Raw genomic sequence first — 13,019 nt, 5'->3', positions numbered from 1 at the left:
GAGTGATATGGTAAGCCACATCACCTCTGGTATTATATTAAAGAGAAGGAGTTTCTCTTCGATGGAGTAACTATACAATTAGTAACTTATTTTACTTATAAAATTAACGACAGAAGGCTATAAGAAAAGCGACATTCTTATAAGTTATTGATATTTAATGTCTTGATACGTATTTGATTGTAATGTACTAGTGAGGTAGTTTTCACTAGTTGTTGAAAGTGACGGTATTGACGTAAACGTTTTTAACGAAACTTACGAGTGAATATTTTCGAAAACATTGATTTCACGCAATAGAGCTGTGGTCATCTATGTGTATCATGCCGCTAATAACAATCTTTCTCATTATCAATCACGAATTGGGTATTTATGAAACTCTCACAACTAGAGCAAGGAAAAGCGGCTTCTATAGTTGCCTTAACCGGCTTAACACCAGAAGTTAGAAAAAAGCTAATGGTCATGGGTATGTTGCCAAAAACAGAGGTAACACTAATCCGCCGCGCACCGATGGGCGACCCGCTTCAAGTTGAGGTGAGAGGGGTCTCTATCGCTATTCGTGAAAGCATCGCAGAACAAATCGAGGTTATCTAAATGGATTATCAAGTTCTTACCGTTGGTAACCCGAATAGTGGTAAAACAACGTTATTCAATGCACTAACAGGTGCGAAGCAGCATGTTGGGAACTGGGTAGGCGTAACCGTTGAAAAGAAAACGGGTGTCTATTCACATGCAGGTGACCAGTTTCAGTTAACCGACTTGCCTGGTATCTACGCACTAGATAGTGGTAATGATGCGAATAGTATTGATGAGTCTATCGCGTCGCGAGCTGTTCTGACTCACCCTGCTGACGTGATCATTAATGTTGTTGATGCAAGTTGCTTAGAGCGAAGCTTATATATGACATTGCAATTGCGAGAGTTGGGTCGCCCAATGATCGTTGTATTGAACAAAATGGATGTATTAAAGCGTGAGCGTCAGGTAATTAACCTGAAAGCGCTAGAGAAAGAGCTAGGTTGTCCGGTTCTTAGCTTGTCTGCGAACGATAAAGGCCAAGTGGCTCGTTTCAAAGAGCGCCTGCATAAGCTTCTTGTGCAAGGTGTTAGCCTTGATCCTATCTCTATTAACTATGACGAAGCATTAGAAGCACTTATTCCTTCTGTTGAATCACACTTTGATGATGCTGATGTTTCTCACCGCGCGCTTGCGATTCGAGCTCTAGAAAATGATTACCTGGTACTAAACGGATTAGTTCCGCAAACACGTACTCAAATTGACAATGTGCGTCTTGGCGCTGAGTTTGATATCGACCTAGCGGTAGCAGATGCGAAGTACACCTTCTTACATGACCTGTGTAAGCGTGTTCGCCGCAGTGAAGGCAAACTAAGCCGTAACTTCACAGAGAAAGCTGACCAATTCATTTTGAACAAATGGGTCGGTATCCCTTTCTTCTTCGTCATCATGTACCTAATGTTCATGTTCTCTATCAATATCGGTAGTGCGTTTATCGACTTCTTTGATATTGGTGTTGGTGCAATATTGGTTGATGGTGGACACCATTTGTTAGACGGACACCTACCAGTTTGGCTGGTTACTATTCTTGCAGATGGTATCGGTGGCGGTATTCAAACTGTTGCAACCTTTATTCCAGTAATCGCGGCGCTTTACTTGTTCTTAGCGGTACTTGAAAGTTCAGGCTACATGGCGCGTGCTGCGTTTGTACTTGATAAAGTGATGCAGAAGATTGGTCTACCTGGTAAGGCGTTTGTACCGCTAGTGCTTGGCTTTGGCTGTAATGTGCCAGCAATTATGGCAACTCGTACACTTGACCAAGAGCGTGAGCGTAGGCTAGCTGCCTCTATGGCACCATTTATGTCATGTGGTGCTCGTTTACCTGTATACGCACTGTTTGCAGCTGCGTTCTTCCCTGGTGCAGGGCAAAACGTGGTATTTGCTCTGTATATCATGGGTATTTTTGCTTCTGTATTTACCGGTTTGTTCCTCAAAAACACTATCTACCCAGGTAGCAGCGACAGCTTAGTAATGGAAATGCCAGACTACGAGCTGCCAACCTTACAGAACGTGATGTTGAAAACGTGGCAGAAACTGAAGCGATTCGTACTTGGTGCAGGTAAAACGATTGTGGTTGTGGTAGCAATCTTAAGCTTTTTGAACTCTCTGGGTATGGACGGCAGCTTCGGTAACGAAGACAGCGAAAATTCAGTACTTTCAAAGGCAGCGCAAGTTGTGACTCCTGTATTCCAACCAATTGGGATTACAGAGGAAAACTGGCCAGCAACGGTAGGTATCATTACTGGTATCTTCGCAAAAGAAGCGGTAGTTGGTACGTTGAACAGCCTTTACACAACGCCTTCTGATGAAGAAGCGGCTGAGTTTGACCTAGCGGCGAGCTTAGAAGAAGCGGTGATGACGATCCCTGAGAATTTAGCCGGTTTGAGCTACTCAGATCCCCTAGGTATTGAGGTTGGTGACTTAAGTGATTCCGGTGCCGCTGCCGAAGAACAAGAGGTTGACTCGTCTATCTTTGGTAACCTGAAAGACAAATTTGTTTCTGGTCACGCTGCGTTTGCTTACTTAATCCTTATCTTGCTTTACACACCTTGTGTGGCTGCAATGGGTGCTTACGTTCGTGAATTTGGTCAAATGTTTGCACGCTTTATTGCAGTTTGGACAATGGCGCTTGGCTACTTTGGTGCAACTTTCTACTACCAAGCGGCAAACTTTGCAGCACACCCTGTGACTAGTGCTGTGTGGATGGTCGCGATTGCTGGTGGCTTTGTGATTACCTACCGTGTATTTAAGAAAGTTGGCAGCAAGCAAAAAGCATTAGAGGTGCAAGCCGTATGATTTTAACTGAACTTCATCAGTACATTGACAGCCAAGGTGTCGCAGATCGTAAAGAGATTGCAGCGAAATTTGGTATGAGTGAGGACGGCGTGGATGCGATGTTGAGCGTGTGGGTCAAGAAAGGCAAAGTATCTCGTTTGGTCGACACCAACAAACATGGTCATACAACGCGTGTTCGCTACACCATCAGCAAGCAAGATGGTCTGTCGCTGAATGTGATGATGTAGTTTGGTCAATATCTAATAAAAAACCGCAGCCTATGAGCTGCGGTTTTTTTGTTTGTGCTTCTCGACTTAAGACTCTTTGGTTTCACCTAACCCAAGAACTTTAAGGCCGATACTCAGCAACAGTATGGATACTGGAAGAACCAAAATATCCCATCCAATACTGTCGAAATTGACGAGCACAAGCTCCAAAAATTTCACGAAGAGAATGATGATAATCACTTCAGCCAAAATGTTTTTCAGGTGACCAATGTTGGGTGTTTTTATCCAACTTAGTACTGTGCTTTTATTGGTTTGTTGGTCACTTTTCGCGGCATTACTTTTATCCGAGATGAATAAAGTGAACACACCGTGAGAAAAGATGAAGAGTACAAAAGCAATCAAGAATGTATCCAGAGACTTAATCAAGTACGAGATCGCGATATCTGTTGTGTCTAAATGCGCGAGCGATTCTGGTGGCACCTGATTGAGCATGAAGATCGCAAAAGCAGAGTAAGTCTTGGTTGCTCCCATAAAGAATAAGAGTAGGGAAGCAAGCATAGAACAGATGATGGCGATCCAGCTGATATGACGAAATAAGTTGAAGGTTTGTTTCATGATGCTCTCTCTATGTTGTGTGCAAGAGAGTATACGCGGGAGTCTTTGTTGTGATAATGGGCTGTTTTTGTGAATCATTATTACAAATTGGTAATAATGGTAATGCCTAGCTAAGAGGCATCACCTGTGTCACAAGGTTAAGCTTTCTTAAAGATAGAACTTAGTGACAGCACATTTTGAATGCGAGTTAGGATAGCTGCTTGCTCTTCTTCACTGCGCTGTTCACCTGTGGTGTTGCCCCACACAGGGCCAGGCCATGCAACATCATCTTTGAAACGTGCGATATGGTGAATGTGAAGTTGTGGCACCATGTTACCTAGCGCGCCTAGGTTGAGCTTATCCGGTTGGAACGTAGCTTCTAGGGCCTGGCTTACAGCTTGAGATTCATGTAAGAACTGCTGTTGCTCTTTCATTGGTAAGTGATGCAGCTCTTTTAGGTTGGCACGTTTTGGGACCAGAATAACCCAAGGTACAGCATTGTCTTTGTGCAGTAGTGCGAGGCTAAGCGGGAATTCGCCAATAACCGTGGTGTCTTTTGCCAATTGAGGATGAAGTTCGAAGCTCATGATCTTTCCAATTAATTGTTTTAGTGAAGTATAAGGTTGGAATGGAAATGTGGCTAGCGCTTACGACCTCAATAAGCAGATGCCCTATCACGTTCGTACCTCACTGAAGGGAATGACGGTGAAGGAGAAGGATGACGAATTGGTTTTCAGTAGTAGTATGTTTTAGGAGATTCTCCAACACGCTCGTATTTCACTGTGGGGAATAGCGTGAAGGAGAGGAATAGCGAATTGGTTTACTGCTGTTACGTGCTTTAGAAGGTTCCCTATCACGCTCTCTCATCAATGAAGGGGATGGCGGGGGAAGGATAGTGGTCACGCGCCATTGATCCTGTCTTGGATTCACGGCATCTACTGCCGTCATCTCCTAGAGCGACGAAGGAGCGTAGTAGGAGATCTCTGCGACGGAAGTCTGCGGGTAGCTCGATAGTTTAGTAGATATAATTTCTATATAAAACAAAAGGTTGACGCTTTCGCGTCAACCTTTCTAATTATCTCGAATCTCGAATCTCGAATCTCGAATCTCGAATCTCGAATCTCGAATCTCGAATCTCGAATCGCTTACATACGTTCTAGAGTCTCGATGCCTAGAAGCGACAGACCTTGTTTGATTGTCTTCGCTGTTAGGGCAGCAAGCTTCAGACGGCTCTGCTTAACAGCTTCGTCTTCTGCTACTAGGATAGGGCATGCTTCGTAGAAGCTAGAGAACTGACCTGCTAGTTCGAACAGGTAGCTACACATGATGTGTGGTTGACCTTCACGAGCAACAGATTGAACCGCTTCTTCAAACTGTAGAAGTTTAGCGATAAGCGCTTTCTCTTTCGCTTCAGTGATTTTGATTTCACCTTCAAGAGAGTCCATAGAAACGCCGGCTTTAGCAAATACAGAAGCAACACGAGTGTATGCGTATTGCATGTAAGGTGCTGTGTTACCTTCGAACGCAAGCATGTTGTCCCAATCGAACACGTAGTCAGTCGTACGGTGCTTAGAAAGGTCTGCGTACTTAACCGCTGCCATTGCAACTGTGTTAGCGATCGCTTTCTTCTCGTCTTCAGCGAGTTCTGGGTTCTTAGATTCGATCAGTTGTGCTGCACGAACTTCAGCTTCATCAAGAAGGTCAGCTAGACGAACCGTACCGCCGGCACGAGTCTTGAATGGCTTACCGTCTTTACCTAGCATCATGCCGAACGCGTGGTGCTCAAGAGAAACAGATTCTGGGATGTAACCTGCTTTACGAACGATAGTCCAAGCTTGCATTAGGTGTTGGTGCTGACGAGAGTCGATGAAGTAAAGAACGCGGTCTGCGCCTAGCTCTTCAAAACGGTATTTTGCACAAGCGATATCAGTTGTTGTGTAAAGGAAGCCGCCATCGCGCTTCTGGATGATAACGCCCATTGGGTCGCCATCTTTGTTTTTGTATTCATCTAGGAATACAACTTGTGCGCCGTCATCTTCTTTAGCAAGACCTTGCTCTTTAAGATCAGCAACGATGCCTGGAAGCATGTGGTTGTACATGCTTTCGCCCATTACGTCATCACGCGTTAGTGATACGTTTAGACGATCGTAGTTGCGTTGGTTTTGAATCATTGTTACGTCAACAAGCTTCTTCCACATCTCTGCACAGAACTCGTCGCCGCTTTGTAGTTTCACTACGTAGCCACGTGCTTTAACTGCGAACTCTTCGTCTTCGTCGTAAAGCTTTTTAGACTCACGGTAGAAGCCTTCAAGGTCAGCAAGTTCCATTGAAACTTCACCTGACTCAGCCTGAACGCGCTCAAGGTTTGCGATAAGCATACCGAATTGAGTACCCCAGTCACCGATGTGGTTAGCACGGATAACTTTGTGGCCTAGGAATTCAAGTGTACGAACAACGGCATCACCGATGATTGTTGAACGCAGGTGACCAACGTGCATTTCTTTTGCAACGTTTGGCGCCGAGTAGTCAGCAACAATTGTTTGTGCTTCAGCTGCTGCAACACCAAGGCGAGAATCAGCAAGCGCTGCGTCTGCTTGTTTTGCTAGGAAAGCTTCATCTAGGAAGATGTTAAGGAAACCTGGACCTGCGATTTCAACTTTAGAAGCGATACCGTCTAGGTTTAGAACGTCCAATACTTTCTGAGCAAATTCTCGCGGGTTAGTACCTAGTCGCTTAGCAACGCCCATCACGCCGTTTGCTTGGTAGTCACCAAATTGTGGTTTTGCAGATTGGCGAACAGCAGCAGGAGAGCCTGCAGGTGCGCCAGCGGCTTCTAGAGCCTGAGATACTTTGTCATTAATAAGTGCTTGGATATTCACACGCGTTTCCTTCAATTCAAGGATGATAAGAGTGGCCATTACTTCGAGGTCATCAAATTTGGTTAATTATGAGTCTAGTTAACGATTTAATGCCGAAATGAACAACAGACACTGTTTAAGTTCACAAAAATAGCAGTAATCATACCAATTTTGTGCGGTTTCTTATAGGTCGAATTGATAGAAAATTAACATTTCCTGAGGGGTTTTTGACAATCAATTTTCGCCATGCAGCGTTTGTGTATTTAGGAATGTGAGCCAACGTGCTTATCGGCTGTCTTTTTGTATTCGCAGCGTTTGTTGAACAAAGCAAAACTGATACCATGCAGCTAATATTTGGAGAACACAGACAATGACGATGAGCCTCAAGCAAGCTGAATTAGAACCACAACAAATGATTGCCCGCCTTGATGCGTTTATGGCGAAGATTGAAAACCTAGGTAACTTACTGGGTTTAGATTTGAGCTTTGCTCAAGCGGATCATATCGCGCTAAGAATCAATGAAACGGAATTAGCGAAAGCTGCACATCAAGCATGGTCTGAATACGGCTCTACGATTTCACAAGCGATGATCAATGGTCGTCCAATTGTTGTGATCGCTTTTGATGAGCCTTTGCAAAGCCGTGGCTGGAGCATTGAGTGTTTGGAGTTGCCATACCCTGCAGAGGGCAAGATTTATCCGAGCCAAGATTGGGAGCATGTTGAGTTCGTCATTCCGTCTCACGCGCAAACGGCCGATGACTACCTAGCGGATCTGAAAGGTACTTACCCGCCATTCGCTGCTAATTTTGAAACTCTGTCTGAGCAAGGTGTTAAGATCAAACTGTCTAGCCCGAAAGGTGAAGGGGAGCGTTTGAACAACCCAACCGTTGCATTCAAGCATCAAGAGATTTGTATCAAGCTGCACCCACATTCGTTGCAGAAGATTGTTGAGTCAGAGCAAGCTTAGCCAGAGTTAACAAGATAGGTTCCTGATCTCGCCTAGACTCGTCGGAATGACGAGGCTGTCGATTAGTGGATGTGTTGGTCTACCAATTGTATTGAACGCTTGATTTGATATTAAAATTTTCAGATAGAGTGCGGATGTGTGCTGTGGTTGTGCCTTACCATCATTCGGTTTGACTTTATCTCTTCTGAGTCATCGTTTTTACTAGCAAAAGAACACCGTCATTCCCGATAGCTACGAAGGAGCGTTGTCGGGAATCTCTAACAACGGACTCGATAACCAAATACAAAAAACGCGTAATGGGGAAATCTTATTACGCGTTTTTTATTGGGTTCTAAAGGTGTCGAACTTACAGGATCACAGTCTTGTTGCCGTAAACAAACACATGGTCATTGATGACTTTGTTTAGCGCTTTACTTAGAACATTCTTCTCTACGTCACGACCCGCTTGCGCCATGTCTTTCGCACTGAAGTTGTGATCGACAGGGATAACGTCTTGCTTAATGATTGGGCCTTCATCCAAATCGTTAGTCACGAAGTGCGCTGTTGCACCAATGATCTTTACGCCGCGCTCATACGCTTGTTGGTAGGGTTTCGCACCAATGAATGCTGGCAAGAAGCTGTGATGAATATTGATGATCTTGTGGTTGTACTTTTCAACAAATCCCGGAGTCAGTACTCGCATGTATTTAGCCAAAACAAGGTAATCAGCCTCGTATTGGTCAATCACTTCCAGCATTTTTTGCTCATGCTCTTCACGGTTCAGACCTTCGTGTGAAACATGATGATAAGGGATATCAAAACGCTCGGTTAGGCTTTGTAGAATGTCGTAGTTACCGACAACCGCTGCGATTTCAACATCTAAACTGCCATCGAAGTTCTTCATCAGAATATCGCCAAGACAGTGTGCTTCTTTTGTCACGAGAATAACAATACGCTTGCGAGAAGAGTCGACTAGCTTGCGTTTCGCGTTTTCTGGCAGGGCTTGGTCTAGGTCTGCTAGAAAGGTTTCATCATTGAAATAACCTTCTAGCTCAGTGCGCATAAAGAAGTGACCACTAGTGTTATCTACGAACTCGTTGTTGTGAACAATATTGAGTTGATGTTTGTAACAAATGTTGGTGATTTTTGAGATGAGGCCTGGGGCATCAGTACAATGTGTTAGTAATGTTTTTCTTTCCATTTGCATCTTACTTCCATGAAATATTTTTTATTCTTTAAATTAAATACAGGCCGTCGAACGGTGAACTGAGCCGCTATATCACCGTTATAATTAATCTATTATCAAGTTGGTTTCAACAAATTCTGCTGCTCATTTATCGCTTTGATAAATTGTTTGATATCGAAATATCAGTTTTCAGATGGAAAAACAGGCAGAAGCTTCATTTTTAAAGTTTTGACCCTAGTACGCATTTGAACTTCACCGAGACATTTTCGCCTTGGCCAAAAATAGAGGTGATACTTATGGATAAAGAGTTACTAGCAAAAAAGCTGTACTGCAAACGCGTGAGTTCATTGGCTGGCAGCACAGAGCTAGATGGAAACGTTCTCGATGAAATGTGGGAAAGCAAAACCTCGCTAAGCGATGCAGTAAAAGCCATACAGCCAAATGATAATGAATTTGAAGGCGCTCCTTGGCTATCTCGTTATCTCAATCGAAAATAAGCAATTAACCTTTAAGCTAAAACAGCAATCTCGATTTTCATTCTCGTTCTCTTGGTAATTTGAAATAACCCAGACACCTCCGGTGCGAAGTCATTCTTGATTCGCGCCGGCTCACTAAACCTGCCATAATTCGCCTTCACTTTTTCTAAACTTCGTACTCTATGATATCTACAACGTTTTCTGCTGATGGCGCACTGGGTAAAGCAATCCCAGGCTTTCAACCAAGACAAGCTCAGTTAGACATGGCTGAAGCAGTTTCACAGGCCATTCAGCAACAGAGCCAATTGGTGGTAGAAGCTGGGACGGGTACCGGTAAGACATTTGCTTATCTTGTGCCGGCACTGCTTAGTGGTAAGAAAACCATCATTAGTACGGGGTCCAAAAACCTTCAAGAACAACTGTTCCACCGTGACCTGCCTTTAATGACTGATGCCCTTGGTTTTCATGGTCAAGTTGCGCTGCTTAAGGGGCGTTCAAACTATTTGTGTTTGGATAGATTGAGCCGCCAAATGATCGAAAGTCATGGTACTCATACGGATCCAACGCTACTCGCTCAGTTAGTCAAAGTTCGTAGCTGGTCTTCATCCACGCAAACTGGTGATTTGGGTGATTGTGATGATATTGCGGAAGATAGTCCTGTAATCCCAACGATTACCTCGACCAACGACAATTGCTTGGGCAAAGAGTGTCCAAGTTATACCGATTGCTTTGTATTGAAAGCGCGTAAAAAAGCGATGGATTCGGATGTGGTCGTAGTGAACCATCACCTTTTCCTAGCCGATCTCGCGATTAAAGAGACCGGATTCGGTGAGCTCATCCCAGAGGCTGATGTATTTATCTTCGATGAAGCGCATCAACTTCCCGACATTGCTAGCCAATATTTTGGTCAGTCTGTATCAAGTCGACAAATTCACGAACTCGCCAAAGACATTGAAATTGGCTATCGCACCGAAGCGAAAGACATGCGCCAACTGCAAAAGGTTGGTGACAGGCTTGTTCAGTCCTCATCTGATTTAAGAATTGTGCTGGGTGATACCGGTTTTCGTGGTAACTGGCGCGAGGCGCTAAAATCAGAGTCGATCGCTAGGGAGTTAGTTCGCCTGCAAGATGCATTACAACTGGCTGTAGATGTATTGAAACTAGCACTCGGACGAAGCCAACTATTGGATACCGCTTTCGAGCGTGCAAACATGATTAAGTCACGCATTGAGCGTGTATGTGATGTGTCGATTACGGGTTATTCGTATTGGTATGACACCACACCGCGCCACTTTGCTTTGCACATTACGCCGCTTTCAGTTGCTGATAAATTTCACGAACAGATCGAGCTTAAACCGGGCGCTTGGGTGTTTACCTCAGCCACCTTGGCGGTATCGGACGATTTCGACCACTTCACTTCGCGACTAGGCTTAAAGCCCTCGGCTCAGTTTTCACTGCCGAGCCCATTCGATTATCCCAATCAAGCGCGTTTGTGTGTGCCACGTTATCTTCCAGAACCGAATAGCCCGGGCTTAGCTGATAAGTTGGTTCGTATGTTGACGCCTGTGATTGAGCAAAACCAAGGTCGTTGTTTCTTCTTGTGCACTTCACACAGCATGATGAAAGAGTTAGGAGAGCGATTCCGTGAAACCTTGACCGTGCCGGTGTTATTGCAAGGTGAGACAAGCAAGCAAAAAACTTTGGCTGAGTTTATGGAGTTGGGTAATGCATTACTGGTGGCGACTGGCGCTTTCTGGGAAGGGATAGATGTTAGGGGCGATGCATTAAGCTGTGTTATCATCGACAAATTGCCCTTTACAGCCCCTGATGATCCTTTACTTAAGGCTCGCATTGAGGACTGTAAGTTAAAAGGGGGCGACCCTTTTGCACAGGTTCAATTGCCAGATGCCGTGATTACCTTGAAACAAGGTGTGGGCCGATTGATACGTGATAAGCGTGACAATGGTGCTTTGATTATTTGCGATAACCGATTGGTGACTCGCGATTACGGTGGCATCTTTTTGGCGAGTTTACCGCCTATCCCTCGTACACGTGACTTAGGGGTCATTAAAGAATTCTTAGCTAAAGACCATTCAACCGCTGCCGAATAACTGGCATTGTTGAGTTTAGCCATTATTTTTAGATTAGATAACGAATATTTGAGACACAAATGAGCGCGAAAATTCTTGCAGTAGATACCGCAACTGAAAACTGTTCAGTTGCATTAGTAATTGGTGACCAGGTGTTCGCTCGTAGCGAAGAGGCACCTCGAGACCATACGAAAAAAATTCTACCTATGGTTGATGAAGTACTGAAAGAAGCGAATGTCGCTTTAACCGATATTGATGCTATCGCGTTTGGTCAAGGCCCAGGCAGTTTCACGGGTGTACGTATTGGTATTGGTATTGCTCAAGGTTTGGCTTTTGGTGCGGATTTACCAATGATCGGTGTCTCTACACTGGCTGCAATGGCGCAAGGCAGCTACCGTAAATTTGGTGAAACTCATGTTGCGACAGCGATTGATGCGCGTATGAGTGAAGTGTACTGGGCTCGTTACAGCCGTGAACAAGACGGTCGTTGGACTGCGGTTGATGCTGAATGTGTAACACCGCCAAGTGAATTGGCTGCGCAGTTAGAAGCAGATTCTGAGATATGGGCACAAGTGGGCACCGGTTGGGAAGCTTACGTAGAGCATATGGATACACTAGCGATCAACACCAAAGCGTGTGACGTGTTATTCCCAGAAGCTCAAGATATGGCGTTCCTTGCTCAATTTGCTTATGCAGAAGGCAAAGCCGTACCTGCTGAAGAATCTGAGCCTGTGTATCTGCGTGATAAAGTGACGTGGAAGAAGCTACCAGGTCGCGAGTAATTTTTTACAAGGTTCTGATGTAAATTAGATCTAAATGCGTATTATTTAGATTTGAGAGGGCGGATATTTAGTCATGGTATCAATTAATAACTTACCTCCTTCTTCGATAGGCAATACGTCTAAGCCGAATCGAGTAAAAAAGAAGGAGCAGGCAAAAAAATCTGATGCTAGTACTGCGGTTGGGCAACCAACCAAAGTGGCTAATGCTGTCTCTCATTCTATTCGTCAAGTTAAAGAGTCTGAGCTACATAAGGCTCAAATCCAGTATGATCTTCCAGAGGGCCGAGGACGTAAGGCTATGGAAGAATACATGGATGTAATGAACCAGGCGAAAAAAGAAGAACTTGCAAAGCTTATTGGTGTCGATATTTACATCTGAAGCGAATTATTAATGCCTGTTTAGGGACCAGAACCATGTCTAATTACTTATCTAAAATACGCTTAATTGCCTTTTCTCTTGGTATCTTGGTGCTAGCAGGGTGCTCATCACTACCTAGCGAACTCGAAGCAAAATCAGAGCCTGTTATCAGTGACTACCAACAATGGGTTGACCAATTACCAGGCGCTAAAAGTGTTCGGTTAGGTGGCGTGATTTCTAAAGTGACCAACCTAAAGGATAGAACTCGAATTGAAGTTGCTAACATGCCAATTTCAAGCAATGGTAAGCCTGATCTCGATGCAGAGCCGAGTGGACGCTTTGTTGGTTATATTGAAGGATACGTTGAGCCTTTGAGCTTTGCTGAAGGCCGTTTGATTACGCTAGTTGGTCAATCAAACGGTAGTGAAGATGGCAAAATCGGCGAGTACCCTTACACCTTCCCGGTAATGAAGGTAGATAACCAACGACTGTGGAACATTACGGAGCGTGTCGTTGTTAATGACTTCGCACCAACCTACTATTCGTGCAGAAGCTTACATTGCCGCAGTTTTCAAACTATGCCAAGACAAGGCCGAGTTATACAGGATGTCGAGTAATTAACGCTAGTTATTAGATGTTGATTGCTACACCAAGCAAGGAT

Annotated in this window: 13 protein-coding genes; 9 read left to right on the top strand and 4 right to left on the bottom strand. The window is 44.4% G+C overall.

All coding sequences use genetic code 11. The annotated features are described in order from the left end of the window. Window positions 1-366 precede the first annotated feature (366 nt). Genes ACTRWI_RS06420 through ACTRWI_RS06410 form a run of 3 tightly spaced genes read left to right on the top strand, consistent with a single transcriptional unit; the run spans window position 367 to window position 3,089 of the window. Window positions 367-588 carry a FeoA family protein gene (locus tag ACTRWI_RS06420; RefSeq protein ID WP_008221191.1) on the top strand — a complete coding sequence of 74 codons (222 nt, stop codon included), beginning with the start codon at window positions 367-369 and terminating at the stop codon, window positions 586-588. Beyond that, window positions 589-2,862 carry a Fe(2+) transporter permease subunit FeoB gene (gene feoB / locus ACTRWI_RS06415; RefSeq protein WP_499129946.1) on the top strand — a complete coding sequence of 758 codons (2,274 nt, stop codon included), beginning with the start codon at window positions 589-591 and terminating at the stop codon, window positions 2,860-2,862. Beyond that, entirely contained in the window at window positions 2,859-3,089 is a 231-nt protein-coding gene (locus ACTRWI_RS06410; protein WP_499129945.1) for a FeoC-like transcriptional regulator, read from the top strand. The genes feoB and ACTRWI_RS06410 overlap by 4 nt, the downstream gene beginning before the upstream one ends. A 66-nt stretch (window positions 3,090-3,155) precedes the next feature. On the opposite strand, the gene ACTRWI_RS06405 is transcribed toward ACTRWI_RS06410, so the two are convergent. The 3 genes from ACTRWI_RS06405 to argS form a co-directional block, all read right to left on the bottom strand. Next, window positions 3,156-3,683, bottom strand: a complete 528-nt coding sequence (locus tag ACTRWI_RS06405) for a YqhA family protein (protein WP_499129944.1) — start codon at window positions 3,681-3,683, stop codon at window positions 3,156-3,158. Window positions 3,684-3,820: 137 nt separating this feature from the next. After that, window positions 3,821-4,249: an HIT family protein gene (locus ACTRWI_RS06400; protein ID WP_061033709.1), complete on the bottom strand. Its 429-nt coding sequence runs from the start codon at window positions 4,247-4,249 to the stop codon at window positions 3,821-3,823. Window positions 4,250-4,807: 558 nt separating this feature from the next. Continuing rightward, window positions 4,808-6,541: an arginine--tRNA ligase gene (gene argS / locus ACTRWI_RS06395; RefSeq protein ID WP_499129943.1), complete on the bottom strand. Its 1,734-nt coding sequence runs from the start codon at window positions 6,539-6,541 to the stop codon at window positions 4,808-4,810. Between the two features lie 349 nt (window positions 6,542-6,890). Here argS and ACTRWI_RS06390 point away from each other — a divergent pair, with 349 nt between their 5' ends. Then, the gene (locus ACTRWI_RS06390) at window positions 6,891-7,487 is read left to right on the top strand and encodes a VOC family protein (protein ID WP_499129942.1); all 597 of its coding nucleotides are present in this window, start codon (window positions 6,891-6,893) and stop codon (window positions 7,485-7,487) included. Window positions 7,488-7,833: 346 nt separating this feature from the next. Here the strand turns inward: ACTRWI_RS06390 and purU are convergent, their stop codons facing one another. Then, window positions 7,834-8,667 (bottom strand): formyltetrahydrofolate deformylase, encoded by an 834-nt coding sequence (purU, locus tag ACTRWI_RS06385; RefSeq protein ID WP_105025616.1) that lies wholly within the window; start codon window positions 8,665-8,667, stop codon window positions 7,834-7,836. A 281-nt stretch (window positions 8,668-8,948) separates the two neighbouring features. On the opposite strand from purU, the gene ACTRWI_RS06380 reads away from it, so the two are divergent. The 5 genes from ACTRWI_RS06380 (at window position 8,949) to ACTRWI_RS06360 (ending at window position 12,975) form a co-directional block, all read left to right on the top strand. Beyond that, the gene (locus ACTRWI_RS06380; protein WP_499129941.1) at window positions 8,949-9,149 is read left to right on the top strand and encodes a hypothetical protein; all 201 of its coding nucleotides are present in this window, start codon (window positions 8,949-8,951) and stop codon (window positions 9,147-9,149) included. 161 nt (window positions 9,150-9,310) lie between these two features. Continuing rightward, window positions 9,311-11,239: a DNA repair helicase YoaA gene (gene yoaA / locus ACTRWI_RS06375; RefSeq protein ID WP_499129940.1), complete on the top strand. Its 1,929-nt coding sequence runs from the start codon at window positions 9,311-9,313 to the stop codon at window positions 11,237-11,239. A 59-nt stretch (window positions 11,240-11,298) separates the two neighbouring features. Beyond that, window positions 11,299-12,000, top strand: coding sequence for a tRNA (adenosine(37)-N6)-threonylcarbamoyltransferase complex dimerization subunit type 1 TsaB (gene tsaB / locus ACTRWI_RS06370; protein ID WP_499129939.1), 702 nt, complete (start codon window positions 11,299-11,301; stop codon window positions 11,998-12,000). 73 nt (window positions 12,001-12,073) lie between these two features. Beyond that, complete coding sequence (locus ACTRWI_RS06365; protein ID WP_004737940.1) at window positions 12,074-12,379, top strand: hypothetical protein; 306 nt, start codon at window positions 12,074-12,076, stop codon at window positions 12,377-12,379. Between the two features lie 35 nt (window positions 12,380-12,414). Further along, on the top strand, window positions 12,415-12,975 hold the full coding sequence (locus ACTRWI_RS06360; protein ID WP_499129938.1) for a Slp family lipoprotein: 561 nt from the start codon (window positions 12,415-12,417) through the stop codon (window positions 12,973-12,975). Window positions 12,976-13,019 lie beyond the last annotated feature (44 nt).

Source organism: Pseudoalteromonas sp. G5_S1_14_S5 (genome assembly GCF_054968605.1).
This window is presented reverse-complemented; position numbering and strand designations above follow the sequence as displayed.